Origin of the sequence: Methanothrix sp., from assembly GCF_030055635.1 — an archaeon.
GTDB lineage: Archaea > Halobacteriota > Methanosarcinia > Methanotrichales > Methanotrichaceae > Methanothrix_B.
In genome coordinates this window covers 1-24,499 of the sequence record NZ_JASFYM010000003.1, presented here as the reverse complement: position 1 = coordinate 24,499, position 24,499 = coordinate 1, and the positions used below count along the sequence as shown (strand labels likewise).

28 protein-coding genes, 1 tRNA gene and 1 pseudogene are annotated in these 24,499 nt (G+C 54.7%); 22 read left to right on the top strand and 8 right to left on the bottom strand.

Annotated features, from left to right (window positions below; all coding sequences use genetic code 11):
- The first annotated feature begins 326 nt into the window (after window positions 1–326).
- Window positions 327–989: an NAD(P)/FAD-dependent oxidoreductase gene (locus QFX31_RS01915; RefSeq protein WP_348530459.1), complete on the top strand. Its 663-nt coding sequence runs from the start codon at window positions 327–329 to the stop codon at window positions 987–989.
- Window positions 990–1,037: 48 nt separating this feature from the next.
- Complete coding sequence (locus QFX31_RS01910; protein WP_348530458.1) at window positions 1,038–1,535, top strand: rubrerythrin family protein; 498 nt, start codon at window positions 1,038–1,040, stop codon at window positions 1,533–1,535.
- An 86-nt stretch (window positions 1,536–1,621) separates the two neighbouring features.
- Here QFX31_RS01910 and QFX31_RS01905 read toward each other — a convergent pair whose 3' ends face one another.
- On the bottom strand, window positions 1,622–1,906 hold the full coding sequence (locus QFX31_RS01905; protein ID WP_011695928.1) for a non-histone chromosomal MC1 family protein: 285 nt from the start codon (window positions 1,904–1,906) through the stop codon (window positions 1,622–1,624).
- A gap of 312 nt (window positions 1,907–2,218) precedes the next feature.
- Here QFX31_RS01905 and nifU point away from each other — a divergent pair, with 312 nt between their 5' ends.
- From nifU to QFX31_RS01880, 5 genes are all read left to right on the top strand, one after another.
- On the top strand, window positions 2,219–2,608 hold the full coding sequence (nifU, locus tag QFX31_RS01900) for a Fe-S cluster assembly scaffold protein NifU (protein WP_348530457.1): 390 nt from the start codon (window positions 2,219–2,221) through the stop codon (window positions 2,606–2,608).
- A gap of 64 nt (window positions 2,609–2,672) precedes the next feature.
- Window positions 2,673–3,083: a hypothetical protein gene (locus QFX31_RS01895; protein ID WP_348530456.1), complete on the top strand. Its 411-nt coding sequence runs from the start codon at window positions 2,673–2,675 to the stop codon at window positions 3,081–3,083.
- A 465-nt stretch (window positions 3,084–3,548) separates the two neighbouring features.
- A complete protein-coding gene (locus QFX31_RS01890; protein ID WP_348530455.1) occupies window positions 3,549–3,884 on the top strand; it encodes a hypothetical protein in 336 nt (111 codons plus the stop codon).
- Window positions 3,881–5,212, top strand: a complete 1,332-nt coding sequence (locus tag QFX31_RS01885; RefSeq protein WP_348530454.1) for a hypothetical protein — start codon at window positions 3,881–3,883, stop codon at window positions 5,210–5,212. The genes QFX31_RS01890 and QFX31_RS01885 overlap by 4 nt, the downstream gene beginning before the upstream one ends.
- A 4-nt stretch (window positions 5,213–5,216) precedes the next feature.
- Entirely contained in the window at window positions 5,217–5,945 is a 729-nt protein-coding gene (locus QFX31_RS01880) for a Dna2/Cas4 domain-containing protein (protein ID WP_348530453.1), read from the top strand.
- A gap of 177 nt (window positions 5,946–6,122) precedes the next feature.
- On the opposite strand, the gene QFX31_RS01875 is transcribed toward QFX31_RS01880, so the two are convergent.
- Together QFX31_RS01875 and QFX31_RS01870 are read right to left on the bottom strand one after the other, a co-directional pair.
- Window positions 6,123–7,148 carry a class I SAM-dependent methyltransferase family protein gene (locus QFX31_RS01875; RefSeq protein ID WP_348530452.1) on the bottom strand — a complete coding sequence of 342 codons (1,026 nt, stop codon included), beginning with the start codon at window positions 7,146–7,148 and terminating at the stop codon, window positions 6,123–6,125.
- Window positions 7,120–8,391, bottom strand: a complete 1,272-nt coding sequence (locus tag QFX31_RS01870) for a hypothetical protein (RefSeq protein WP_348530451.1) — start codon at window positions 8,389–8,391, stop codon at window positions 7,120–7,122. Before QFX31_RS01870 ends, QFX31_RS01875 begins: the two co-directional genes overlap by 29 nt.
- 523 nt (window positions 8,392–8,914) lie before the next feature.
- On the opposite strand from QFX31_RS01870, the gene QFX31_RS01865 reads away from it, so the two are divergent.
- The 7 genes from QFX31_RS01865 to cas4 all read left to right on the top strand — a co-directional run bounded on the left by QFX31_RS01865 (window position 8,915) and on the right by cas4 (window position 15,770).
- Window positions 8,915–9,082 carry a CxxC-x17-CxxC domain-containing protein gene (locus QFX31_RS01865; RefSeq protein WP_297759287.1) on the top strand — a complete coding sequence of 56 codons (168 nt, stop codon included), beginning with the start codon at window positions 8,915–8,917 and terminating at the stop codon, window positions 9,080–9,082.
- A 360-nt stretch (window positions 9,083–9,442) separates the two neighbouring features.
- On the top strand, window positions 9,443–11,059 hold the full coding sequence (thsA, locus tag QFX31_RS01860) for a thermosome subunit alpha (protein ID WP_348530552.1): 1,617 nt from the start codon (window positions 9,443–9,445) through the stop codon (window positions 11,057–11,059).
- A 31-nt stretch (window positions 11,060–11,090) separates the two neighbouring features.
- Window positions 11,091–11,618 (top strand): nucleotide exchange factor GrpE, encoded by a 528-nt coding sequence (locus tag QFX31_RS01855; protein WP_348530449.1) that lies wholly within the window; start codon window positions 11,091–11,093, stop codon window positions 11,616–11,618.
- A gap of 42 nt (window positions 11,619–11,660) precedes the next feature.
- Window positions 11,661–13,502: a molecular chaperone DnaK gene (gene dnaK, locus QFX31_RS01850; protein ID WP_348530448.1), complete on the top strand. Its 1,842-nt coding sequence runs from the start codon at window positions 11,661–11,663 to the stop codon at window positions 13,500–13,502.
- A 14-nt stretch (window positions 13,503–13,516) separates the two neighbouring features.
- Window positions 13,517–14,677, top strand: coding sequence for a molecular chaperone DnaJ (dnaJ, locus tag QFX31_RS01845; protein ID WP_348530447.1), 1,161 nt, complete (start codon window positions 13,517–13,519; stop codon window positions 14,675–14,677).
- A 318-nt stretch (window positions 14,678–14,995) separates the two neighbouring features.
- Entirely contained in the window at window positions 14,996–15,259 is a 264-nt protein-coding gene (locus tag QFX31_RS01840; protein ID WP_348530446.1) for a hypothetical protein, read from the top strand.
- Window positions 15,252–15,770, top strand: a complete 519-nt coding sequence (cas4, locus tag QFX31_RS01835) for a CRISPR-associated protein Cas4 (RefSeq protein WP_348530445.1) — start codon at window positions 15,252–15,254, stop codon at window positions 15,768–15,770. Before QFX31_RS01840 ends, cas4 begins: the two co-directional genes overlap by 8 nt.
- Before the next feature lie 271 nt (window positions 15,771–16,041).
- Here cas4 and serA read toward each other — a convergent pair whose 3' ends face one another.
- Window positions 16,042–17,613, bottom strand: a complete 1,572-nt coding sequence (gene serA, locus QFX31_RS01830; protein WP_348530444.1) for a phosphoglycerate dehydrogenase — start codon at window positions 17,611–17,613, stop codon at window positions 16,042–16,044.
- Window positions 17,614–17,752: 139 nt separating this feature from the next.
- Between serA and QFX31_RS01825 the strand changes: the two genes are divergently transcribed.
- Together QFX31_RS01825 and QFX31_RS01820 are read left to right on the top strand one after the other, a co-directional pair.
- The gene (locus tag QFX31_RS01825; protein ID WP_348530443.1) at window positions 17,753–18,154 is read left to right on the top strand and encodes a hypothetical protein; all 402 of its coding nucleotides are present in this window, start codon (window positions 17,753–17,755) and stop codon (window positions 18,152–18,154) included.
- Between the two features lie 43 nt (window positions 18,155–18,197).
- Entirely contained in the window at window positions 18,198–18,350 is a 153-nt protein-coding gene (locus tag QFX31_RS01820) for a hypothetical protein (RefSeq protein ID WP_348530442.1), read from the top strand.
- A gap of 1 nt (window position 18,351) precedes the next feature.
- On the opposite strand, the gene QFX31_RS01815 is transcribed toward QFX31_RS01820, so the two are convergent.
- The 3 genes from QFX31_RS01815 to QFX31_RS01805 are packed head-to-tail and all read right to left on the bottom strand — an operon-like array spanning window position 18,352 to window position 19,798.
- Window positions 18,352–18,792: a Zn-ribbon domain-containing protein gene (locus tag QFX31_RS01815; RefSeq protein WP_348530441.1), complete on the bottom strand. Its 441-nt coding sequence runs from the start codon at window positions 18,790–18,792 to the stop codon at window positions 18,352–18,354.
- A complete protein-coding gene (locus QFX31_RS01810; protein ID WP_348530440.1) occupies window positions 18,793–19,155 on the bottom strand; it encodes a DUF2073 domain-containing protein in 363 nt (120 codons plus the stop codon).
- Between the two features lie 4 nt (window positions 19,156–19,159).
- On the bottom strand, window positions 19,160–19,798 hold the full coding sequence (locus tag QFX31_RS01805; RefSeq protein WP_348530551.1) for an Era-like GTP-binding protein: 639 nt from the start codon (window positions 19,796–19,798) through the stop codon (window positions 19,160–19,162).
- 283 nt (window positions 19,799–20,081) lie between these two features.
- Here QFX31_RS01805 and rnhB point away from each other — a divergent pair, with 283 nt between their 5' ends.
- The 5 genes from rnhB to QFX31_RS01780 all read left to right on the top strand — a co-directional run bounded on the left by rnhB (window position 20,082) and on the right by QFX31_RS01780 (window position 23,224).
- Window positions 20,082–20,714 carry a ribonuclease HII gene (rnhB, locus tag QFX31_RS01800; RefSeq protein ID WP_348530439.1) on the top strand — a complete coding sequence of 211 codons (633 nt, stop codon included), beginning with the start codon at window positions 20,082–20,084 and terminating at the stop codon, window positions 20,712–20,714.
- Between the two features lie 23 nt (window positions 20,715–20,737).
- The gene (locus QFX31_RS01795; RefSeq protein WP_348530438.1) at window positions 20,738–21,883 is read left to right on the top strand and encodes an alanine--glyoxylate aminotransferase family protein; all 1,146 of its coding nucleotides are present in this window, start codon (window positions 20,738–20,740) and stop codon (window positions 21,881–21,883) included.
- 183 nt (window positions 21,884–22,066) lie between these two features.
- Window positions 22,067–22,390, top strand: coding sequence for a carboxymuconolactone decarboxylase family protein (locus QFX31_RS01790; protein WP_348530437.1), 324 nt, complete (start codon window positions 22,067–22,069; stop codon window positions 22,388–22,390).
- Between the two features lie 163 nt (window positions 22,391–22,553).
- Window positions 22,554–22,637: transfer RNA gene (locus tag QFX31_RS01785), tRNA-Leu, on the top strand.
- Window positions 22,638–22,723: 86 nt separating this feature from the next.
- Window positions 22,724–23,224 (top strand): tyrosine-type recombinase/integrase, encoded by a 501-nt coding sequence (locus QFX31_RS01780; protein WP_348530436.1) that lies wholly within the window; start codon window positions 22,724–22,726, stop codon window positions 23,222–23,224.
- 460 nt (window positions 23,225–23,684) lie between these two features.
- Here QFX31_RS01780 and QFX31_RS01775 read toward each other — a convergent pair.
- Window positions 23,685–24,068 (bottom strand): annotated as a pseudogene (locus tag QFX31_RS01775) (IS1634 family transposase); the annotation flags it as partial.
- Window positions 24,069–24,173: 105 nt separating this feature from the next.
- On the opposite strand from QFX31_RS01775, the gene QFX31_RS01770 reads away from it, so the two are divergent.
- A partial coding sequence (locus QFX31_RS01770; RefSeq protein WP_348530435.1) for a DUF4277 domain-containing protein occupies window positions 24,174–24,499 on the top strand: 326 nt, incomplete at its 3' end.

The window sequence follows — 24,499 nt, the reverse complement described above, 5'->3', positions numbered from 1 at the left end:
ATAAGGCAATTCCGACCGAATGGTTTAAATTCTTACAAAAAGTAAGGAGCATCGATACGTATGTCAGATATAGCAAGAAGGACCCGATCAGATGTAGCAAGGAGATCGAGAAGCACAGAGGTCTCCAGGAGATCCAGGTCCGAGGAGCTGCCGAGAAGGTCAAGATAGGCCTCTGGCTCATTCCGGTCGAAGCACCTGCAAGTCATATAATTTTATATTTTTGTAATTCCGTATTGGCAGGTACTGTACTTTTTTACTCCGGCTGCTTCTCATCAGATCGCATAATTGAAATAAGAAAAGCATCGATTACGTATGGGGGTTTTGTCTTGTCCAAGGACATATTGGAGAAGGGTGCAATTGTGCAGCGTGACAAGGAGACATACGCCATAGCTCCTCACATACCTGGAGGCATAATAGACCCGGCCACGCTGAGAAAGATAGCAGATGTTGCTGAGAAGTACAACGCCAAGGTGCTGAAGCTCACATCTGCTCAGAGGATAGCGATAGTCGGCATCAAGCCTGAGGATATAGATAATGCATGGAAGGATCTAGGCATGAGCCCGGGCCATGCCATAGGGATGTGCGTGCGGAGCATAAAGATCTGCCCGGGCACGACGTTCTGCAAGAGAGGTCAGCAGGACTCTGTTGGGGTCGGATTGAAGCTCGACGAGAAATACCACGGATACCAGCTTCCCTGGAAGTTCAAGATGGGCGTCTCAGGGTGCGTCAACTCATGCGCCGAGCCATGGATCAAGGATATCGGGCTCATAGGCACATCGAAGGGCTGGCGCGTCGTCGTTGGGGGATGTGCAGGCGCAAAGCCGAGGATCGCGCAGGTTCTGGCGGAGAACCTGAATGACGATGAAGCCATCGATCTCGTGGACAGGATCATAAACTACTACAAGGCGCATGCAAAGAAGCAGCGCCTGGGGGAGTTCATCGAGGAGATAGGCTTCGAGAGGTTCAAGTCCGAGGTGCTGGGATCCTGAAATCTGTGGACCAGCAGGTTCTGCTGGATGTTGCTTTTGGGTGAGAAAATGTCCAAGACAGAGGAGTATCTTAGGGAGGCGTTCGCAGGAGAGTCGCAGGCGAACAGGAAGTACCTGGCATTTGCCGAGAAGGCTGAGAAGGAAGGGTATCCGCAGGTTGCCAGGCTCTTCCGGGCTGCAGCCGAGGCCGAGACGGTGCATGCGATGAACCATCTCAGAGCGCTTAATGCCATACGCTCGACGAGGGAGAACCTCGAGGAGGCGGTGGCAGGAGAGACGCACGAGTTCAAAGATATGTACCCTGAGATGATGAAGACCGCAAAAGAAGAGGGAAAGAAGGCCGCCGAGATATCGTTCCGCTACGCAAACGAGGTGGAGAAGGTCCACGCAGAACTCTACAGGGAAGCGCTGGCAAAGCTGGGCGAGTTGAGGGAAGAGTACCCCTACTTCGTCTGCCCCGTATGCGGGATGACCGTCGGAAGGGAACCGCCGGAGAGATGCCCGATATGTGGAGCTAAGGGTTCCTCATTCAGGCGAATAGACTGAAGCAACCTCCAGTCGCGGGGCGGTTAAAAAAGAGCCACACCCGCGCCCTGGAAGGGCGGGCTCCCCGCTTCGCCCTCTCTGTAGAGTTAAATCTTGTCCAGCTTCTCTATGCCTATCTTTTTGACGTTCGGCTTCCAGATCATGTCCGGCATCCATGCGGGCGCATTGGGTGGCTTCGGCACCTGTGTTCTCCAGCCCTTGAAGATGTGAACCTTCTTCGTTCCCCTCTCTCTCAGCCTGATATCTGTGAACCCTCTGTTGGCAGCCTTGAGCGCTGCCTGCCTCGGCTGCTTCCCGCTGAAGACACCGATCTCATTTCCTTCGGCATCCCTCAATGCGAAGTTCCTCTTCTCAGACTTTTTTTCCGCCATTTTTTATACCTCGGATTATCCATATCCATGGGCTCTTAAGTACTTCTGCATGTATATATCAAATACCCTTATATTAATTTTTTGTTCCATCTCAGGAATTGGTGAAAGTACCCTCTTCGCGATAGCTCGATCGATGTGGTTGTGTGAGCTGCGTTAAGATTAGAAATCGTTTGCAGTCCTGAATTGCTTCATGGCATTTTATTAACCGGTATTCGTTGACATCGCAGATCACCATCCAGCAGGAAAACGAATCGATCGATTGCATAAATGTCAGCGAAAATATAATATCCTGTGGCCCGCATAAAACCATGTATGAATCAGCAGACCGGCTACAGCAAAAAGGTGATGGAGCACTTCATGAACCCCAGAAACGTTGGGGTGATAGATGATCCAGATGGATACGGCAGAGTCGGAAATCCGGTTTGTGGGGACCTCATGGAGATCTTCATAAAGGTGAGGGATGGAAGAATAGAGGACATCAAGTTCAGGACGTTTGGATGCGGGGCGGCGATCGCCACGAGCAGCATGATAACAGAGATGGCCAGAGGAAAGAGCCTGGAGGAGGCGATGAGGATAACGAGAAATGATGTGGCGGATGCGCTCGATGGCCTGCCCCCACAGAAGATGCACTGCTCCAACCTCGCGGCGGATGCGCTGCACGCAGCCATCAACGATTACCTCTCGAAAAAGCAAAAGCATTAAGATGCTGTAATCGTATTAGACACTGCCCACATGCGCCTGAAGATCGATGGCAGGGAGGTCGCTTATGAGGATAATAGTGATGTCCGTTATTCTGCTCATCCTCTCAGTTCCGCATGTTGTTTCCATACCCGGAGGGGGTGCACAGCAGGTCGGAGGAGGCTTCGGCAGAGCCTGGCTCCAGAGCCTTGAGCAGATGGATAAGGTAGAGGTGAACAGGACCAATGCGACGACTGAGGGGCTCTGGTCCTGGGGTTCGGTTCCAAAGTGGCACATGCTCATAGATGGCAGACTCGAGTACATGGGCTCAGGCATGTGGTTCTATCCAGCATTCCCCACAAACAGCACGCCGATAATCGAGAACGCGAGCCTGAGCGCAAAAAATGCACCCGACTTCACATCTCCTGAGATGCTGAACGACCCGTGGATGATCGCCCAGGTCTCAGGCAGACCGGTGCTGTTCAGAAGCGTGATCTGATGTCCGCTCTTATCCATACGATGACTTGCCAGAAGAGGCACCGGTCCTGCTATGCGCTCTTGGAAAATGTGTGTGCTTCCGGCAACCTGCTCTTGAGCTCTAAGTTGCTGAACACACAGGAGCGCTGATATCTTTGAGATGCGAGATCGAATGGCCATTTACCTGAGTTACCTCCTCTCCGGCCAGAGGGCCGGAGTTTGCGCCCTTCTGCTATATATCATCGGGTTCCACTCACACATTTATGTGACAGCCAGATCACGCTGGAGATACGCTCTTTCTGCAAACCACACGATCGGGCATACCGGAGGTTCTGCCCGGGGCATGCGGTGTGGAAAGGTTAAAATCGATAGAGCGCCTTTCCTCCGAAGGGGTGGTGTGTTGAAGGGAATTGTGGCAGTGATTGTGCTGATGATTGGGTTATCCTCGGCCCTCAATTTTGGAATCTCGTCAGAAGCTCCCTCTGCGATGGAGAAGCGCCTCCATTCATCGCTGGAAGCGATGCTGATAAAGGCCCAGTCTCTGCCGGCGAATAACAGCACTGCCAGCCTGAACAGATCGAATCTTGATGCAAACACCACAATGAATCAGACCACTGCTTCTGGCATCTCATCTAATGAGACGGTTTCGACCACCAGTGTTGGAAGTGATGTTGCGTCCTCTGTGAGCGGGAACATCAGGGGCTTCTGGAGCATGGAGGCCAGCAAGAGGACATTCGGTAGAGAGGGCATATGGTCCAGGATCTCCCTGAGCGGGGACTTCCAGGTCGATAAGTCTGTGATCTTCCACGAGCCTGCTGCATGAGATCGATACCACTGCTTCTGATATCACTTCTGATCATCAATGTCCACGGGGATATAGTCCCACATGCCCTGCCGCCTGATGTCACCTGGATGCGTATTTATGGAGGGCAGTATGCAGATGGCGCGTGGTCTCTGAGGGCGACGAGCGATGGCGGATACGCCGTCATCGGATACACCGTGAGGAACGATACAGATCTGTGGGTGCTGAAGCTGAACAGTCGTGGGGAGATCGAGTGGGCCAGGACATACGGCGGCCCTGGTGACGACATGGGCTACGGGATAGATGAGGTGGATGGCGGAGGTTTCATCGCGGTCGGAACCACAGACTCCTTCGGTCCCGGAGGCGAGAAGCTCTGGGTGCTGCGGCTCGATGAGAGAGGAGAACTTCTCTGGGACAGGGTGCTGGGCGGTTTCATCACAGACGGCGAGGCTGGGTGGTCTGTGAGGGACACAGGCGATGGTTTCGTGATAGCCGGATCGACGAGATCCTTTGGCTCAGGCGGCAAGGATCTTTGGATGGTCAAGCTGGATCGAGATGGCAGCCTCCTATGGTCAAAGGCTTTCGGTCGATCTCAGGATGATGTCGGATTCTCTGTGGATAATGCGCCCCTGGGGTACATAGCCGCAGGGTATGGAACAGATGCAGGCAATGAGAATGTGTATCTCGTCATGACAAATCATCTGGGCGCAGAGATCTGGAACAGATCTTTTGGAGGTGCAGGGAGCGATGCCGCGCTCTCGATGATATCCTCTGGAGATGGTTTTGTCCTGACGGGAAGAACAGAGACGAAAAGGGGAGACAAGGACATGCTGCTCGCCAAGGTATCACTGCAGGGCGATCTCCTCTGGTGGAGGAGCTTTGGAGGCGAGGGGGACCAGGTGGGCATGGCGGTCGCGGAGTCTGATGATGGATACATCATAGCCGGGAGAAGCGGGCCAACCAACGACTGGAGCATGATTCTGGTGGTCACAGATACCAATGGGGTGCCGCTGGCGCTCTACAATCTGGGCAGGGGCATCGCGACTGCCGTTGCGTGGAGTGGAGATGAATGCGTGGTTGCCGGCATAATACCAGCAGGGGATCTTGAGCAGGAGAACCTCTTCGTCGCCAGCTTCAGACTCCCACTCTGGAGCAGCATGCCCGCATCTGCAGAGACGCATGCGCCCTACATTGAAGAGACAGGCATCCCATCATCGATATCACCGGCGCCGAACGCCACGGGGAACACCTCATCCGCATCTCCTGAGAGTGGACCAGCTGCAATGACATCCCTGAACAGAAAGGGTGAGATCGGATCAAAGAGCTTCAGGGCGATGTTCAGGCTGTGATCTCATGTTTGTAAGGATCCACGATATCGGGCTTTATCTTAGATGCCCCATGCTTGTGTATCTGGAGTCGATGGGCAGAGAATGCTTCAGAGCAGACGCCGAGCACACAATTCTCAGATACCTCGCGCTTTACGCTGCTCCAGAGGATCTGCGCGGAGATCTGTCAAAGGTCTTGGTGGATTTGACAAGGATCCACAGGATCCCGGAGGAAGATGTCATCAGATCCATTGATGGTATGAGGGAATCGATCTCCAGGATCGCATCCCTCCCACGGGAGCTCTTAACGCCGTGTGATACCGAGGTGGAGCTGCGCTCAGAGCGGCTGGGGCTCTCCGGCATACTCGACAGGCTGGTCAGGCCTGTGCGCCGGCGTGGTATACTTGGAATGCTGCTGAGAGAAGATGAGATGATTCCCTCAATCGTTCGAACAGGCAGATCGCCCGGAGTGGGTGTGTGGAGGAGGGACAGGATACAGCTCGCCGGATACGCGATGCTCCTCGAAGAGCGCTTTGGGGTCGAGGTCTCCACAGGGCAGGTGGAGTATGTGCGTGATGGGGAGGTAAGACGTGTGCGCATCAGAAGCCTGGACAGATCGAGGGCGCTATGGGTGAGAGACCGCGTTCGCGAGATACGCGATGGAGAGATGCCTGATGTGGAGATCGAGAAATGCAATTCGTGTGAGATGATCGGGATGTGCGGGGTGAAAAGCAGCATCGTCTCCAGGATGCTGTGATCCCTCAAATCGTGACGTTTTCTCCGGCCTTGAAGACCGGAGTGGCTCGCCAGGCGAGTTAGCGGAATAGTGAGAATGACGAAAAAGGAAGCTTCAACGGTACCGAAAATCCGGCTCAATCCAGCTTTCCGATAGTTCGCGGAGATGTGCCACTGGAGTCTGCATCCTGATACTCTATCAGTAGACCCTGATGTCCGCGACCCCGTGTACTATCCCTGGAGCATACTTCTTGATCTTGTGGCACCCGATGGGCTTCGCAGCTCTCCCGAGAAGCGCTGCGGCATGCACCGGAGGTCTTACCAGAGCGTCAGGATACTGCCAGGCGGGCACATTCTGGTGGTAGTGCAGGACACCGCCGGGCCTCAACGCCTCTATTCCCTTCCTCAGGTATCTCTCGGTTATCCCCACCATCCCCATTATGACCCTGTCCGCCTCTCCTTCGGGCGTCAGAACAGCACAGTCTCCGAGCACTGGATTGATGATATCCTCCACGCGGTTCAGCCTGATGTTCTCCACCAGGTATCTGTGGGCGACCGGATTTATCTCGATCGCTGTGATCCTGGATGGTCTCGAGTGCACAGCCATCGGCAGGGAGAAGTAGCCTATTCCGGCGAACATATCAACGACGGTCTCACCTTTACCGAGAGACGCCATCCTCATCCTCTCCTTCACGTTGCCCTGTGAGAACATTATTCTCATGGGATCGAGCTTGAAGAGAACTCCGTTCTCCCTGTGGATCGTCTCCCCCGGCGTCCCTGCGATCACCTCCCTGCATGGCTCCCTGAACTGGCCTCTGACCCCCTGATCCGCAAGGACGCACCTGCATCTCGGATATAGCCTGAGAAGAGCATCGCCTATCATCCGCTTGTGCTCCGAGAGTTCTTGGTGTATTCGGACGATTATCGTGTCTCCCAGTATGAACCAGCCCCTCGGCAGGAGATCCCTGAGATGCGCTGGAATCGCTCCATCCAGGAGATCTGAGAGTTCCGGCATTTTGAGGTAGTGCTCTGGCGATGACTGCTCGACGATCTGCATTCCCGCAACCTCTTTCAGCACAGGAATCTCAACCATCCCCCCTCTGCGCACGATCTTCCTGCGCTTATCGAGCAGTCCATTCTCGAGAAGCATTCCTATGGCATTCGCAGCCTCGGAGCTCCCGACCACCACAGCAAGCCTATCGCGTTCGCATGTAGCTCTGGTCAAACTCCACCCTCTCGGATGTGACGTTAAGTCTGAGCTCGAGCTCGCGGTCCTTCCTGCTGACCTCATAGCTCCTGCCGTGGACCACTATGCCTGAGTCGTACCCCTCCGGAACCGATACGCTCAGCACGACCGGAACATAATCTCTCCTGTCTGAAAGATACACCTTTATGCTCGAGTCGCCCGACGAGGACATCCTCACAACAGTGCCTCTGTAATGTGACACGGTCACAGTGCCGCCTCTGGCGATCACAGATCTGTCGATGTTCTCCGGCAGCAGAAGCTCCACCTCATGCGGTATGCCAGCTGAGTTCTCGATATCGAAGTTGAGTATGCTCTCATTTGTGCTGTTCGAGATGTACGCAGCATAAAGCACGTGATCTATCTGGGCTGGTGCGAGAAATGGTGAATACATGAAGAAAACACCGATTCCTGCCGCTATTAGCAGAGCCGCCAGGATGATGCCGATCCGAGTTCGCGAGTATCCGGGTCTCTTCTCTGCCTCGATCTTCACCTCAGCCCCTTCTCTCGCCTCAGGCACGGCTGGAGGAATCGATGGCTTCACCTCTTCGATTTGCTCTTCCTTCTCCTCTTCTACGTACAGGGCTTCAGCAACATCATGCCTCGGTGGCTGTATCTGCTCCGCAGGCGTCTCCTGCACAGAAGCCTCCGCTGGATAGGGCGCCTCCCCACAGGGCTCAATCCCCGGAACCTCTTCCACACCCTCTGGCTGCACCTCCGGCGCCTTCTCCGGAGCCCTCTCCTCTCCGGGGGTCACCCCAGCCTGCGGCTCTTTTATCTCAGCCGCTCTTATCTCAGCCCTTTCCTTCAGCAGTGGGACCTTCCGCCTGCTTGGCAGCGTGACCGTCCCCTTCTCGAAATCGAAGATCAGATCTGTGTATATGCCAGATGAGTCCACGAAATGATACGCTCTCGGGACCAGGTATGAGACTCCCGAGATCTTCACCTCATCGAAGAACTGGGTGTTCTTCATGAGTCTATCCTTGAAGGCATAGACCGCCCCGCTCTCCATCTTCTCCTCGACCTCGCTCAGGCTTGGGAAACGATCCTCGGAGAGCGCCAGCTCTGCGGTTGCCTTCGCATAGGCCTCGAAGAACACCCGGCTCATCCTGTTGAGCCTGTTAGTGTACCTCCTGTCGAACAGGAACGAGAAGCTCTCTCCGCTGAGCGGAAGTGGGCCTTTGCCCTCGTTTGCGAGCTTCCATGATGAGAAGGAGACATCCATCGTATCTGTACCTGCGCAGACCATGATAAGTAATTTTTGGAAATCCGCTGACTGCTCATCCCCTGCGGATACGGCGTGCCACCGATGTTGCGGGCCTGGATCGCTGTACTGGGCCGTGCGCCAGTATAGCTGAACAGGCTGTCAGAGATCAGCATGCACTGGCATGATGGGTCTTGTACTCGCATCACCGAAGCCCGCGGCGCTCAGCCCAGTCAGACTCATTGGATATCTCGCCCCTGGCTCTCGATTCCAGCAGAATCATTCCGCCACTGGAGCACACGACCGCATGATGCCATATGTATCCCACAGGGTCGCATGGATACTGACATAGACACTGCATCAGCAATCTCTGACGGAGTTCTGCGACGATCTCGTTAGGCAGCAATTCAGCACAACCCAAGGGATAACTATATATACTGAGTTGTTCTTGGTGGAGATGCTGCATTACATCGATTCAATTGATTTTGTTGAGATGTTTTTGTGGCAGAGCGGCTCTTCTCGAGTCGAATAAGAAGTGAAATATATGAGATTTGGTAACAGGGGTGGCTTCAACCACGGCCCAAGAGAGATGCATGATGTGGTATGCTCGGATTGCGGTAAACAGACACAGGTTCCATTCAAGCCCGATGGGTCCAGGCCCGTATACTGCAAGGAGTGCTATCAGAAACACAGGCCCGCAAGGGTGAGATGAGATCCACGCGCCGAGAGGCGCCAAAACTCATTTCTCAATCTGTTTTTGTTTAGGTTGTGCACTCAGATCACTGAGCTTGGCAGCAGATGGCATCGCGGGATTTGTGATATGCTGTGCTAGTGAGTGCTGATTTCTGAAATTCCATTCGGTGATTCAAGCACACGACCTTTGTTAAATGGTTTATCCGGTATTCCGCTGGCTGCAAGCCGTTCGCTCGAACCATCGATGACCTTACAGCACAGCTCATCCCGATCTGTATGTGGTGATCAACGCATCCGCATCACAATCCTCGGAATCTTTATATAGAACCTCAAACAGCTTTAAGCCCAGCCAGGCTTTGGAGGAGTTGATTTGGCTGGAATGAGCGGCTATCCGATCATCATTTTAAAGGAAGGTGCCAAGCGCGATGTGGGACGCGAGGCCCAGCATAAAAACATAACAGCTGCGAGGGCGGTGGCAGAGGCTGTGAGAACTACCCTTGGACCGAAGGGCATGGACAAGATGCTGGTGGACAGCAATGGAGATGTGGTGGTGACGAATGATGGCGCCACGATACTCTGGGAGCTGGATATAGAGCATCCAGTCGCCAAGATGATCGTGGAGGTCGCAAGGGCGCAGGATGATGAGGTTGGAGATGGAACCACAACAGCTGTCGTCCTTGCGGGAGAGCTTCTGAAGAAGGCTGAGGAGCTTCTTGACAAGGGTGTCCATCCTACCACGATAGTCCAGGGGTACAAGACTGCCGAGGCGAAGGCCGGCGAGATTCTCGAGGGCATGTCTGTCGAGGTCACCAGAGATAACAGAGAGATGCTGAGAAAGATAGCGATGACAGCGATGATCGGGAAGGGCATCGAGGCGATGAAGGAGAAGCTTGCAGACATTGTTGTGGATGCAGCTCTCGCCATCGAGGACAACGGGAAGGTGGATGTCGAGAACAGAGTGAAGATAGTGAAGATCACCGGTGGGAGCCTAGCGGACACAGAGCTCGTCCACGGCATAGTTCTTGAGCTGGAGCGCCTGAATCCCGAGATGCCCAGAAAGGTCGAGGATGCGAGAATCGCCCTGCTGGATGCAACGCTCGAGCTGAAGAAGCTTGGCACAGATGCAAAGATAACGATCTCAGAGGTCGAGGGTCTGAGGAGCTTCAAGGAGGGTGAGAAGAAGGTCCTTGAGGCACAGGTGGAGGCTCTCGCAAAGGCCGGAGCAAATGTGGTGCTTTGCCAGAAGGGAATCGGCGTTGCCGCGTCGCATTTCCTCGCAAAGCACAACATGCTCGCTGCACGCAGGGTCAAGGACGAGGATATGAAGATGCTCGCCCTTGCGACCGGCGCGAGGATCATAGGCGATCCGATGCAGGCATCCCCGCAGGATCTCGGGCATGCCAGAGTGGTTGAGGACAGAAAGATCAAGAAGGACAAGCACATGATCTTCATCGAGGGCTGCAAGGACCCGAAGGCTGTGACAATAGTCGTCCACGGCGGATCCGAGGTCTTCCTGGACGAGATGGAGAGGGCCCTGAACGATGCCCTGATGGTCGTTGGTGATGTGCTGTCGTACAGAAAGATAGTCCCCGGCGGAGGCGCTCCTGAGGTCGAGGTCGCTGAGAGGATGAGGGAGTTTGCTGCGACGCTCAGCGGCAGGGAGCAGCTCGCGGTGGAGGCATTTGCAGATGCAGTAGAGGTCATACCCAAGACGCTCGCAGAGAACGCGGGGCTTGATCCGATAGACACCATTGTGGCTCTTAGATCGAAGCATGGTGCAGGCCTCAGAGCGTATGGGGTCGATGTGCATAACGGAGGTACTGCGGACATGCTCGACGGCGGCGTCGTGGAGCCGCTCAAGGTCAAGCTGCAGGCAGTAAAATCAGCTGCAGAGGCTGCCACAATGGTTCTTAGGGTGGATGATGTGATAGCTGCCAAGAGAGAGGAGCTCAAGCCGAAGCCAGGGCAGAGTCCACACGACTACACGAGGATGTGAGCGGTCACATCCTCTTTTGAAGGTGAGCGGCATGGCAGATGAACCTTCAGAGGAGATCATTGATGAGAAGCAAGAGGCTGCTCCTGCCGGGGGCGCCTCTGAAGACATTTCTGTGGATGAGATTGCGAAACTCCGGCAGGAGCTGGAAGAGGTTAAGAGGCTTGCAGATGAGCGGCTGGATCAGCTGTTGAGATGCAGGGCAGAGCTGGACAATGTCATAAAAAGAAACTCCCGCGAGAGAGAGGAGCTTGCAAGGTTCGCATCAGAGACGATCATAAAAAAGCTCCTGGTCTTCCTGGACAGCCTGGAGCAGGCAGCGAAGCACGATGATGGATCCAGGGCGCTGTACGATCAGCTTCTGGATATAATGAGATCAGAGGGTCTGGAGCCGATAGAGGCCGTGGGGAAGAGGTTCGATCCGTTTGTGCATGAGGCGATGATGCAGGTCGAATCCCAGGAGGCTGAGGACGGGACCGTGGTTCAGGAGTTCCAGAAGGGTTACACGCTTCATTCAAAGGTCATAAGAACTTCAAAGGTCGCTGTCGCAAAACGTGGATAAGGTTAAATGTTAATTGCATAATTATGTTTAGGGGATGGTAGCATGTCGAAGATCATAGGCATAGATCTTGGAACCAGCAACTCCGCTGCTGCGGTGCTTATTGGTGGAAGGCCTACGATAATACCCAGCGCTGAGGGCACGAGCCTGGGCGGAAAGGCGTTCCCATCATATGTTGCATTCACGAAGGACGGCCAGGTCCTTGTGGGAGAGCCGGCCAGGAGGCAGGCGATCACGAACCCTGAGGGGACGATAACCGGTATTAAGAGGAAGATGGGGACCGACTACAAGGTCGAGGTCTTCGGAAAGAAGTACACGCCTGAGGAGATCTCCGCCCACATTCTGAGGAAGATAAAGCAGGACGCAGAGGCCTTCCTGGGGGAGAAGGTCGAGAAGGCGGTGATCACGGTTCCCGCGTACTTCAATGATAACCAGCGTCAGGCGACGAAGGATGCGGGCACGATAGCAGGGCTTGATGTAGTGAGGATAATCAACGAGCCCACGGCTGCCGCCCTGGCCTATGGTCTTGATAAGGGTGGAGAGCAGAAGATCATGGTCTTCGACCTCGGTGGCGGGACGCTGGATGTCACGATAATGGAGATGGGCGAGGGGGTCTTCGAGGTCAAGGCGACCAGTGGCGATACACAGCTCGGCGGCAGGGACATGGACGAGCGGCTTCTCAACTATGTCATCGACAAATTCCGCCAGGAGACCGGCATCGACCTGCGCAGGGATCCGATGGCGATGCAGCGCCTCCGTGAGGCCGTGGAGGTCGCCAAGATCGAGCTCTCATCGATGCTCCAGACCACGATAAACCTGCCGTACATCACGGCGGATGCGAGCGGGCCGAAGCATCTGAACATGACCATAACCAGGGCGAAGCTTGAGGAGCTCATACAGGATGTCCTGGAGAGGTGTCGCGGCCCGATGGAGCAGGCGCTCAGCGATGCGAAGCTCAGCAGGAGCGATATCGACAAGATCATCCTGGTCGGCGGCCCGACGAGGATGCCTGCGGTCCAGGAGTTCGTGAAGCGCTTCATGGGGAAGGATGTGGAGCGCGGCGTCGATCCCATGGAGTGCGTCGCAATGGGCGCGGCCATACAGGCGGGAGTCCTCGCGGGCGAGGTCAAGGATATACTCCTGCTGGATGTAACGCCGCTATCCCTCGGCGTGGAGACGCTCGGCGGGATAATGACAAAGCTGATAGAGAGAAACACCACGATCCCCACAAGAAAGAGCCAGATATTCACGACCGCAGCTGACAACCAGACGAGCGTCGAGATACATGTGCTTCAGGGAGAGAGACCGCTCGCAAAGGATAACATCTCCCTGGGAAGATTCACGCTCATGGGCATACCCCCAGCGCCCCGTGGTATTCCACAGATAGAGGTCACATTCGATATAGATGCGAACGGCATACTCCATGTCTCGGCGAAGGATCTGGCCACGAAGAAGGAGCAGAGGATCACGATCACAGCGCCTCACAGGCTCTCAAAGGAGGAGATCGAGCAGAAGGTGAAGGAGGCGGAGAGGTACGCGCAGGAGGATGCGAGGCGCAGGGAGGAGATCGAGACCAGGAACCAGGCTGACAACCTGATATACACGACGGAGAAGATGCTGAAGGAAGCCGGAGATGTGGCCACATCCGATCAGAGGGAGAGGATCCAGAAGGCGATATCGGAGCTCAGAGATGCTCTCTCAGGGAAGGACGTCCAGGAGATCAAGAGCAAGATGGAGAAGCTCCAGAATGCAGTATATGAGCTCTCGGCTGCAATGTACCAGAGGGCTGCGCAGAGCCAGAGCGGATCCACCTCGAGCTCATCGAGCTCTTCATCCAGCAAGACAGTTGATGCAGATTACGAGGTCGTGAACGACGATAAGCGCTGAGAGAGGCGGTCGGGGTGGCGGAGAAGAGGGATTACTACGAGATCCTCGGCGTTGACAGGAACGCCACAGAGAAGGAGATCAAGAGCGCTTACAGGAAGCTGGCGATGAAGTACCATCCCGATCGCTCCGACGCCCCTGACGCAGAGGAGAGGTTCAAGGAGATCTCGGAGGCGTATGCTGTACTCTCTGATCCTGAGAAACGGAGGCAGTACGATCAGTTCGGGCATGCCGGCATCGGCCAGTACTCTCAGGAGGATCTCTTCAGATCCGTCGACTTCGAGGATCTGCTCAGAGGCTTCGGGTTTGGCACCGACAGCATCTTCGACATCTTCTTTGGCAGGGGCCGCCACGGGCCTGTGAGGGGAAGAGATCTCAGGTATGATCTGGAGATAACGCTGGAGCAGGCGGCCTCAGGTCTGGAGACCACGATCGAGGTGCCCAGGACAGAGGTCTGCAGGACCTGCTCAGGCACAGGCGCAAAGCCCGGGACATCGCCGGTGAGATGCCAGAGCTGCCACGGCACCGGGCAGATAACGAGGACACAGGTGACGCCCTTCGGGCAGATCGTGACATCGACCACCTGCTCCAGATGCGGAGGAAGGGGGCAGGTGATACAGACGCCCTGCGACGACTGCGACGGCACCGGCAGGGTCAGGAGGTACAGAAAGATAAACGTCAGGATCCCGCCGGGTGTCGATACAGGACATCACCTCAAGCTGAGGGGCCAGGGCGAGGCTCCGCCGTTCTCTCCTGGGGCTCAGGCCGAGCCCGGGGATCTGTACATATTCATCAACGTCAGGCCGCATCCCCTGTTCATCAGAGATGGCGACAACCTGATCCATGAGATGAACATCAGCATGACGCAGGCTGCACTCGGCACAGAGCTCGATGTTCCCACGCTCGATGGAAGAGCACACCTGAGGATTCCACCGGGAACGCAGAGCGGATCCATCTTCAGGATAAAAGGAAAGGGCATGCCAAGGCTCCACGGCGCTGGCACTGGGGATCTCCTTGTACGGACGAATGTGAAGATCCCCACATCTCTGACGCCCAGGCAGAGACAGCTCCTCGAGGAGCTCGCAAGGGAGTTCGGCGAGCCAGAGGGCAGAAGACACCATGGAAAAACAGGTTTTTTCGAGAAGATAGTTGATGAGGTAAAGGGAGCTGTGCGGTAGATACAGATGACATGCGTGACTCATATTTCAGGCTGCCAATCCCTTTGATTCAACTGATCGATGACCTTACAGAAAGACACGAGGTCGAACGGCACTGGTCTTATCGTGGCCTCCTCTCCGATGGTTCGACCACATGAGCCTTTTAGACAGTGCGGGATGAAATGGAGCTTGCACCATTGTTTTTCTGGAGGAGCGCGCCACACTGCTCCAGACGATCGACCTTCAGCGGCTCCATAAAACAGCTGGCTCGGATCACCATTGTGTCTCTGATGGGTATACCGACAATTTTATAAATAAATGGCCCGACCCCAGTAATCGATGTTCCGCCGGCAGAGGGAGTGGATATCTGCATCCGAGGTTGCGGAGTACGCATACTGTCCTGTGGCCTGGTACCAGGGCAGGATGGGAGCGCGACCTTCCGGGCGCATGCGAAGGGAGCTCAGGGCGGGGAGGGAGATGCACAGGGCAGCAGGCGCATCCCTCTCGAGATCGCGTCTTCTGGATAGATTCTCTGGAGTCCTCCGGATCGCAGGAGTGATTCTGATGCTCGTATCAGCGGTCGGATGGTTCGCTCATGAATGATATCGCACCTCTTCTCTTCGCTCTGGGCACAGCATCCATGCTCCTCTCCCTCAAGATGTCCTCTGCTGCTAGATCCATGCGTCTCAGGTATGGGCTGCCGGATGGAGATGCCCTCTACTCAGACCTCTCAGGCTCTGGAAAGATCCTTCGCTCAGAGCGCTACGGCCTCACAGGAAAGCCGGATTACATAATCAGAGAGGGCCGACACGTGATACCCGTCGAGGTCAAGAGCACCGAGGCTGAGGAGCCGTACAGGAGCCATCAGCTCCAGCTTGCAGCCTACTGCCTGATCATGGAGGATATCTGCAGAAGAGATGTTCCATACGGTTACCTCGTATACGGAAACAGGCGTTACAGGATAGAGATCAATGACGATCTCAGGGCGGAGGTGCTGAGAGCTCTGGATGGTATGAGGCGCACGCTGAGAAAGGGCCATGCTCATAGGAATCACAGCCAGAAGGCGAGGTGTGCTAGGTGCTCCTTCCGCACTGGCTGCAAACAGGCGCTTTGACGTTCGATGCGAGAGGCGCCAATTGGATCATGCAAGGCTCTTGATCCGCTGAATCATATGGATGAGCGAACATGTTTTGTGCAGGCTCATGCGGTCGAATCGCCGGAGAGGCGAACTCTGGCAACTCCCATCACCGAGAGACTCCATCTCCAATATTACCGATCCGCCGAATCACCGTGATGCGCCCTTGTGTAGCCGTATCAACTCAAGGAAGCCAGACTCTCCGCTACACCACGCGCGTCATTAGGAGATGGCCTGGAAGGGGCCATCCTCACATGCTTATCGTCCTCGCACTCAGAACGCCTGAAACGCTCAGTATCCTCTTCAGGGTCTCGTCACTGACAGGAGAATCCACGTTCAGGACCATCAGCTGCGGCTGCCCTGGTGAGATCCTGCCGACATGCATGCTTCCGATATTTATATTCGCCTCGCCCAGAACCACGCACACCGGACCTATTATGTTCGGCCTGTCCTCATGGAGGACAAGAACAAGATTGCCCTCGGTAGGAACATGAACCCTGTAGTCGTTGATCTGGACGATCCTCCTGTCATCGGGCCTGTAAACAGTGCCGTGAACCGCGAATGTCTCTGATGCAGTCTTAAGGCGCATGGTTATGAGATTGCTGTACCCGTTCGCCACCTCGGTCTTCGACTCAATCAGCTTTACGCCCTTCTCCTTCAGCAGCGTCAGCGAGTTCACAAGGTTCGCATGGGCACCTATGGCTGACAGCAGCCCCTTCACAGCCGCTATAGTTATCAGGCGGGTATCCTTCTCCGCGATGGATCCGCCATACACGATCTCTAGCTGCTCGAACCTGCTCGTGCCAAGCTGCCCGAGGAGCCTGCCCATCCTCTCCGCGATATCCATGTACGGCTCCATCACTGCCATCGTCTCCGGCGGTATTGAGATCAGGTTGATCGCTGTCGTCGGGAGCTGTCCCCTGCTTATGGCGATTATCTGATCCGCAACCGCGAGCGCCACGTTGATCTGTGCCTCAGCGGTCGAAGCTCCGAGATGCGGCGTTGTTATGATCCGCTCCTGCTCGATAAGAGGATTGCCCACAGGCGGCTCCTTTGTGTAAACGTCCACCGCAGCGCCGGCTATTCTGTTCTCCGCAACAGCCCTGGCGAGCGCTGCCTCGTTGATTATGCCACCTCTGGCGCAGTTTATCAGCCTCACGGTGGGCTTCATCATCTTTATCTGAGGCTCATCGATCATGTTTCTCGTTTCCGGAGTTAGAGGCGTGTGAACGGTTATGAAATCGCTCTCCCTGTAGATCTCCTCAAGGCTTGCAAGCTTTATTCCGAGCTCTGCAGCCTTCGACTCTGTTATAAACGGATCGTAGGCGAGTATGCGCATCCCGAACGCCTTCATCCTCTTCGCAACCTCTGTCCCGATTCTGCCGAGGCCGATTATGCCCAGGGTCTTGTTGAAGACCTCGACGCCAGTGTACTTCTTCCTGTTCCACTCGCCCCTCTTGACAGATGCATGCGCCTGCGGGATGTTTCTCGCGAGCGCCAGCATCATGGCGATCGTGTGCTCTGCAGCCGATATGGTGTTCCCGCCCGGAGCGTTTACGACTATTATGCCCTTTTTTGTTGCAGCATCCACATCGACGTTGTCGACACCGACTCCGGCTCTCGCTATCACCTTGAGCCGGTCCGCTGCGTTTATCACATCAGCCGTCACCTTGGTCCCGCTGCGTATGACCAGAGCATCATACCCCTTGATCCTCTCCACCAGCTCCTCAGGAGTGAGGTTGGTTATAACATCGACCTCTGCGGCCGTCTCAAGCCGTCTTATGCCCTCCTCGGCCAGCGGGTCACTGACCAGAACTCTCATGGCTTCTACCTCCATTGCCGCTCAAAGATGATCTAGAATTTCATCTTTGCCCTTCATGGCTTCAGCGTCTCAGGAAGACCACCCATCAAAAGGAATAAATGATGAAACGCAGATCAGATCGCAAAAAGGAGGTTGATAGATGAGGTACATACTAATATTAGCGGTCTCGTTGATGCTTATATGCGTCCTGACGGCAGGCGCGATCGACGTGATCCATCTCAGCACGCTTGATAAGACAGAGACCGTCTCGCTTCCCAGAATAAGCCCGTACACTCCAGCCATAAGCAATGTCAGCCCGGGTGTCGTGCAGCTCAGCACGCTCGGCAGGAAGGTCCAGCGCTCGATGATCGAGCCGAAGGAGCTCTCAGCTGCAAAGCCGGTGACGATAACCCCGTCATTCGCGATAATGAATGCCAATATAACATCTGGCACGAACACTGTAATAACAATGCCACATGCCCTTTCGGGAGCACAGATCAACTACCTCAGGCCCAATGTGACAGTCTGGACGCCACCGATAGCGATATTTGGTGGAGCCTGAGAGCATTCACGGGCTCCGCTCTCAAGACGGAGATTGAGAACACATGAAGGTCAGCCTGGTCGTGGACGGCGTTGAGATACCGCTGAACGACTTCACTCAGCAGATAATCGGGAACGTATCAGCAAGCATGGCCAGCTCCCTGCGTGGCGTGAGCCAGGACTGGAAGAGTCTCCAGATAACGGTCGAGAGGGACTGATCTACTTCTTAGACCTTCTGAAGGCCGAGTTCAGGTCTATCAGATAGGTCCCCTCCTTTAATGCCATGACAAGCTCGTCCCTAGAGAACAGCGTCGGCAGATTCAGCTCGTATCTTCCCGGCTCTGTGATCCTCACGCTCTCTATGGGGCGATCCTCCGGTGATCTCTGAGATGTCTGGATAGCAGGAGGCTTGTTGACACTCTCAGAGGCTACCTGCAGCCTCCGCATCTCCTCTTTTATCTCACCCACGTCGCGAACAGCCGTGGTGATTGCTGGAGTCCTCCTGGGCGGTCTTCTGACACCCATGGCCTCGGTTATCAGCGTCTCGCTCTCCCGCTCTCTGATGTACTCAAACATCCTCCCGCCACACTTCGGGCAGCCTTTGAGTATATCCGCGCCATCATCGAATACCTTTTTGCATCTGGTGCACATGTGCGGCATCTAATCCCCGACCGAGACCTTGGTGCTTATCTGGTACTGATCCTTCTCGACCGTTCTGAGCTGGTTCGCCGGGCCTATCACGGTCATCCTGCCCTTTGATGAGCCTCTTCCAAGCAGCCTGCCCACAAAGGAGCTCTCCCTCTTCGCAGGATAGCTCTCGATCTCTATTCCTGAGAACTCATCGACCCGGATCTCCGTCATGGTCATCTCTATAAGCCTCACCTCCTCCTCTGGAGTGAGTCCGCTCTCGAGAACCACTATCCTGCCAGTCTTGACCTTGTCAAGGATAAGCCGGATCTTCTCCATTGAGGTCATGCGGTTCAGCTTCTCCTCAGATATGAGGTCCATCTGTACTTCCCGCATATGCTCACCCGAAGTGTAATGCTATTGCATTATACAGCTCGTCCAGGTTGTTCCCCTCCAGCGCCGAGATCTGGACCACAGGATGCTGAGGAAATGCGGCCTTTATTCTCGAAGGGGCGGCGTTCGGGAGATCTATCTTGTTTGCCACGATGAGAAGCGGCAGATTCCTAGCCTCCATGTTTCCTATAACGGTGACGTTGACCTGCGTGTAGGGGTCCTCTGTGGAGTCCATGACAAGCAGAACACCATCAAGATCGTCCAGCCACTTGATGGCCTCTATGACGCCCTCTGTGGCCTCTTTCGCCCTCTTCTTTGCCTCTTCCTCGCTCATGCCATACGCCATGAACTCCCTGAAATCGATCTTCGTGGCCATTCCTGGAGTATCCACTATATCAAGGTGAATGCTCGCGCCATTTGCATTTATCACAAGGCCTTCCTTCCGAACCGCCCTTCTGGTCTCGTGTGGAACCGGAGATACAGTCCCTATCGCGCCATCACCGCTCCAGTCCTTGACTATCCTGTTGGCCAGTGTGGTCTTTCCAGCATTAGGTGGCCCATAGATGCCGATTCGCGCACGCTTTTTGCCGAAAATGCGACTTAACCAGACTCCGAGGCTCATCCGGAGGCTCTTGAACACACCCATATTCATCCTCTGCAACAGAATGAACGGGGCCACTCTACTAATAATTTTCCATTACTTTTTTTGAAACTATAATTTCCCGGATTCCTCTCCCGTGCAGGCTGATTTGCGGCGCAGGGCTGAATGAGGGGGGCTCTGGGATTCGAATCACTGCTTGGCCTGTCAGTAATCCGTAGCTAACGGCGTGATGTCTCGCAGATCTCTAGAAGTTGATACCATCGATCTCAATACAGGCACACGAGCCGGACACAAAGGTTTTGAGATACAAACTCCAGAGATACACACGATGCTCATACTTGGCGTGGATGAGGCCGGAAAAGGGCCTGTCATCGGATCGATGTTTGTTGCTGGTGTTGTTTTCGGCGAGGAGGATATCTTCGATCTCGCAGCATGTGGTGTGAGAGATTCCAAGCTGCTGAGCCCTGCAAAGAGAGAATCCATCGAGAGGCAGATACTCGCCAGGGCCAGAGAGAGCTTCGTTCTGGAGGTGACAGCGCAGCAGATCGATGAGCTGCGCATGGTCATGTCGATGAACGATATCATGGTGAGAGCTCACTCCAGGGTTGTATCCGGACTCAGGGCGGATCGCGCCATTCTCGATGCAGCTGACGTTAATGCTGAGAGGTTCGCTCAGAGGGTCAGGGAGCTCTCAGGAGCGACGATGCAGATCCTGGCAGAGCATGATGCTGACAGGAAGCACCTCGTGGTCGCAGCAGCATCGATAATCGCCAAGGTTGCCAGGGACCGATCCATAAGAGAGCTGGAGGCCACACTCGGCCGACCGCTCGGAAGCGGCTACCCGTCAGATCCTGTCACGGTGAGGTTTCTGAAGGACTGGATTGAGGAGAACGGGGATCTGCCGCCGTTCGCAAGGAAGAGCTGGAGCACTGCACAACGCTTAAAAGCAAGCTCTGTATAAGCCCCTGAGAGAGAGTGATCCTATTGGATATAGAGGATACGCTTCTTATGATTCCAGGCCCTGTCAAGGTGGCCCCAAGGGTGCTTCGCGCGATGTCGAAGCCGATGATAAGCCACAGGAGCCCGGAGTTTGGCAGGATATACGATGACTGCAGAGAACTCCTCCAGGAGTTCTTCGAGACGAAGAACGAGATCGTGGTCATGAGCGGGTCCGGCACGTGCGGGATGGATGCCGCTGTTGGCGGGCTGATAGGCAGGGACGACAGGATACTCACGATAACAAACGGAAAGTTCGGCGAGCGGTTCACTGAGATAGGCAACAGGTACGGCAGAGCGATATCGGTCGACTTCGAATGGGGCATGCCGTTCGATCTCGAGCGTGTGGAGGCTGCGCTTGAGAAGGGCGTGAAGGCCGTGGCCATGGTTCACAACGAGACATCCGTGGGCATAATCAATCCTGCCAGGGAGATAGGGAGGCTTGCGAGGAAGCACGACGCCATATTCATAGTGGATGGAATATCCTCAATCGGCGGAAACGAGTTCAGGACCGATGAGTGGGGTATCGATATAGCGATAACAGGATCGCAGAAGTGTCTTGCCGTGCCCCCTGGATTGGCGATTGTATCCGTGAGCGAGCGCGCAGAGGAGGCGCTAAAGGAGGGCTCAGGGAGCTACTATGCTGATCTGAGGGCCCATCTCAAGAGTGTGAGAAAGAAGCCAACCCAGACGCCATTCACGCCTGCAGTTCCCCTCTTCTATGCGCTCCAGGAGGCGCTGCACATGGCGAAGGAGGAGGGCTTCGAGGCCAGGAGGGCACGCATAGCCAGGCTTGCCGAGGCTGTCAGAGCAGCGGCATCCGCGCTGGGCATAGAGCTCTTCCCTGTCCTGAATGAGTACTCCCGGTACTCGAACACGGTCACAGCGATGAAGATCCCGCCGAGGATCAATGATGAGAAGCTCAGGGGCGGCATGAAAAAGCAGGGTGTCGTCGTTTCAGGCGGGCAGGAGAGGCTGAAGGGAAAGATCTTCAGGATTGGCACTATGGGCGTCTGCTCTGAGGGGGACGTGCTGAGAACAATACAGGCTTTAGAGCTTGTTCTCGCAAAGGAAGGGGTGATTAACGCACCCGGAGAGGGGGTCGCGGCTGCCTCAAAGGTGCTCGACAGGTAAACCCCATTTATGGAATGCGGATCGCTTAAACGGCTTGTCGGAGATGGTGAGGGATCGCAGCTTTTAGGACAGAAGCTGCATGCCTCTCGATAATCCACCCTCAGGGTGTCAGATCCGGATGGTTTCCAGGCCAGATGGTGGAGCATTGGTCTTAGAGCAGTGGCGGATTGCAAGGTGATTCCTGTGCGTAAGACAGGGGCGGACAGATTTCTGGACTCAATGGATGCGAGCATGAGCAGCACATTCAGATCGCTCGCATCCGGGATCCTGGGGGACGGAGCGCTATCTGCACGGGAGAAAGCGCTGATAGCGCTTGCATGCTCTGTGGCGCTAAGGTGTGAGGACTGCACAAGAAGGCATATGGAGCAGGCAAAAGCGCTAGGCTTGACCAGGGAGGAGATGCTTGAGGCAGCAGCTGTTGCATCGCTCATACGCATGGGCTCCGGCCTCAATGCTGCTGCAGTCATTCTGGAGGAGCTGGAGTATGCAGATGCATCCAAGAGGTGACCCGGCATCACCAGGAATAAGGGGCCTGAGCAGGACTCCATCGCATGATTTTGATTGATGCGCCAGACGCTTCAGCAACTCTTGCCAGCGAGTGAGATCCGCCAATTCATCATTGCAAAACATCCCGACATATTTATCTTTGGAAGATAAACCGCGGGACCGTGCGGGGTTTGCCAAGCTGGCCAAAGGCGCGGGACTTAAGATCCCGTCTCGCAGGAGTTCACGGGTTCGAATCCCGTACCCCGCACTCCAACATATCGATTTTTGATCTATAACTCCCAGAGAATTTATATCTGAGAGGCGGGATTCTTTTTCACGCTCGCTGCTTCAGGGATGATGCAGTATGTCCAGGAAGCGGCTGGATGTGAACTGGAAGAGGGAGCATGTGCCAGTAAGTTATGCAACCCCGATGATCAGGATGCGGATCTGAACACGCTGACGGTCTTCGTGCGTCGTGGGAAGGGTGGCAGGGATGCGGTGGTCTACATCACCGATGACTGCGCGAAGACGCTCAGGCGTTACCTGGAGGTCCGGCCTCCCCTCGTGATCGACGGTCGCAAACCGCTATTTTACACGGACTTCGGGAAACGCTGGGAGCGTCGTGGGGTGTACAGGATGTTCATGTACCACAAGAGGCGTGCAGGTATCGAGAAGAAAGGAGGTGTCCATGTCTTCTCGCGGCACAGCGTGGGAAGCCTGCTGCTGAAACGCGGCTGCGATATCGTGACGGTCAAGGAGCTGATGCGGCATTCGGATGTCCACACCACCATGCGGTACATGCACATCTCGGATGCGACCAGGCGGGAGAAGTACGAGCAGTTCCTGAGACTGTAGCTGCGCTCTGTGACACACATCGCACCAACACATCCAACGCATTCTCCCCTATTTTACTTCACTGTACAGTGAAGTAAAATCCCATGCACTTAAAATGGGAAAGATGCGTTGGATGTGTTGGTGGGGTCTTGACAGAGGAATCTTGACGAATTTTTCATGTTTGTAGTTACCGGGACCCCTTAAAGAGGACGACTTTTCGCAGGTGGTATGGTTCTCTTTCAACCATGCACTGTTTTCCGCTGAATCACCTATATTCGCCCAACCGCACGAAGCATTTCCTTCAACGATGCTTTTCGCTTAATTGCAGCTTCTTTACTAACATATTTATATAATTCAGACCACATTTCATTTACTATTGATCTCTCGAATTCAAGCACACGTTCATCTTGACATTTTAGACCATTGATTTGGAAAACAATCACTTTTTCGCCATTAGTTACAATATAACCCACATTCCGCATTAACGCTCCAGTCCGTAGTATTTTTCGCATTCTGGTCCGAACAGTTTGATGATCTTTATGGTATTCTCGTTGAGGTTAGCGATTTTCTGGTGTTTCTCGCCGCAGAGCCATATGTTGACTTCAGTGACTCCGAGGAACATGAACGCGATCCATTTGAAGGTTGGGTTTTGTGTGGGTTTCTTCAGCTGATTAGGTATGGATTGGTTTGATTCACGCAACCGTTTTCTGATCAGCCACTCTGCCACGGAATAGATCATGAGTGAGAGGACCATGATCATGGCGAGAGCTTCGATGCGTTCTTCTTTTTTGAGGTAGACCTCTGCGACGCGGAAGCTTTTGTCTTTGAGGAACCTGAATCCGCGTTCTACCTCTTGCTGTCCTTTATCCTGCATTTCGCATTAACATTCATTTTCCGAACAATTTTCTCTGCATGGCCTGCGGCAAACATTTTTAGCCGGCTCACAGGTTTGGAGAGAGGAGCAGCTTAGATGGAGACAGACACGCGATCAATGGATCATTTAGGGATAGTAGCATCAGTTTTTGACCAGCTTGGTATAGCGGATGTTATAGACATGCGCATGCCGAAGTTGAGGCATCACAAGCTTGATCATTCGGTGCTTGTTAAGGCGATGGTTCTGAACGGGCTTGGTTTTGTGGGTCAGAGGTTGTACCTGTTTCCGGAGTTCTACGAGAGGCTGCCTGTTGAGAGATTGCTTGGGGATGGAGTTTACGCATCGGATTTGAACGATGATGCGATAGGCAGGACGCTGGATGCGATTTATGAGTACGGTGCGACGGATCTTTTCAACGAGAT

What these genes read in the sequence shown, in the direction of transcription:
- QFX31_RS01910 (WP_348530458.1), top strand. Translation starts at nt 1,038, where the DNA reads ATGTCCAAGACAGAGGAGTATCTTAGGGAGGCGTTCGCAGGAGAGTCG.
- QFX31_RS01905 (WP_011695928.1), bottom strand. Translation starts at nt 1,906, where the DNA reads ATGGCGGAAAAAAAGTCTGAGAAGAGGAACTTCGCATTGAGGGATGCC.
- nifU (WP_348530457.1), top strand. Translation starts at nt 2,219, where the DNA reads ATGAATCAGCAGACCGGCTACAGCAAAAAGGTGATGGAGCACTTCATG.
- QFX31_RS01895 (WP_348530456.1), top strand. Translation starts at nt 2,673, where the DNA reads ATGAGGATAATAGTGATGTCCGTTATTCTGCTCATCCTCTCAGTTCCG.
- QFX31_RS01890 (WP_348530455.1), top strand. Translation starts at nt 3,549, where the DNA reads ATGGAGAAGCGCCTCCATTCATCGCTGGAAGCGATGCTGATAAAGGCC.
- QFX31_RS01885 (WP_348530454.1), top strand. Translation starts at nt 3,881, where the DNA reads ATGAGATCGATACCACTGCTTCTGATATCACTTCTGATCATCAATGTC.
- QFX31_RS01880 (WP_348530453.1), top strand. Translation starts at nt 5,217, where the DNA reads ATGTTTGTAAGGATCCACGATATCGGGCTTTATCTTAGATGCCCCATG.
- QFX31_RS01870 (WP_348530451.1), bottom strand. Translation starts at nt 8,391, where the DNA reads ATGGATGTCTCCTTCTCATCATGGAAGCTCGCAAACGAGGGCAAAGGC.
- QFX31_RS01865 (WP_297759287.1), top strand. Translation starts at nt 8,915, where the DNA reads ATGAGATTTGGTAACAGGGGTGGCTTCAACCACGGCCCAAGAGAGATG.
- thsA (WP_348530552.1), top strand. Translation starts at nt 9,443, where the DNA reads ATGAGCGGCTATCCGATCATCATTTTAAAGGAAGGTGCCAAGCGCGAT.
- QFX31_RS01855 (WP_348530449.1), top strand. Translation starts at nt 11,091, where the DNA reads ATGGCAGATGAACCTTCAGAGGAGATCATTGATGAGAAGCAAGAGGCT.
- dnaK (WP_348530448.1), top strand. Translation starts at nt 11,661, where the DNA reads ATGTCGAAGATCATAGGCATAGATCTTGGAACCAGCAACTCCGCTGCT.
- QFX31_RS01840 (WP_348530446.1), top strand. Translation starts at nt 14,996, where the DNA reads ATGTTCCGCCGGCAGAGGGAGTGGATATCTGCATCCGAGGTTGCGGAG.
- cas4 (WP_348530445.1), top strand. Translation starts at nt 15,252, where the DNA reads ATGAATGATATCGCACCTCTTCTCTTCGCTCTGGGCACAGCATCCATG.
- serA (WP_348530444.1), bottom strand. Translation starts at nt 17,613, where the DNA reads ATGAGAGTTCTGGTCAGTGACCCGCTGGCCGAGGAGGGCATAAGACGG.
- QFX31_RS01825 (WP_348530443.1), top strand. Translation starts at nt 17,753, where the DNA reads ATGAGGTACATACTAATATTAGCGGTCTCGTTGATGCTTATATGCGTC.
- QFX31_RS01820 (WP_348530442.1), top strand. Translation starts at nt 18,198, where the DNA reads ATGAAGGTCAGCCTGGTCGTGGACGGCGTTGAGATACCGCTGAACGAC.
- QFX31_RS01815 (WP_348530441.1), bottom strand. Translation starts at nt 18,792, where the DNA reads ATGCCGCACATGTGCACCAGATGCAAAAAGGTATTCGATGATGGCGCG.
- QFX31_RS01810 (WP_348530440.1), bottom strand. Translation starts at nt 19,155, where the DNA reads ATGCGGGAAGTACAGATGGACCTCATATCTGAGGAGAAGCTGAACCGC.
- QFX31_RS01805 (WP_348530551.1), bottom strand. Translation starts at nt 19,798, where the DNA reads ATGGGTGTGTTCAAGAGCCTCCGGATGAGCCTCGGAGTCTGGTTAAGT.
- rnhB (WP_348530439.1), top strand. Translation starts at nt 20,082, where the DNA reads ATGCTCATACTTGGCGTGGATGAGGCCGGAAAAGGGCCTGTCATCGGA.
- QFX31_RS01780 (WP_348530436.1), top strand. Translation starts at nt 22,724, where the DNA reads ATGATGCAGTATGTCCAGGAAGCGGCTGGATGTGAACTGGAAGAGGGA.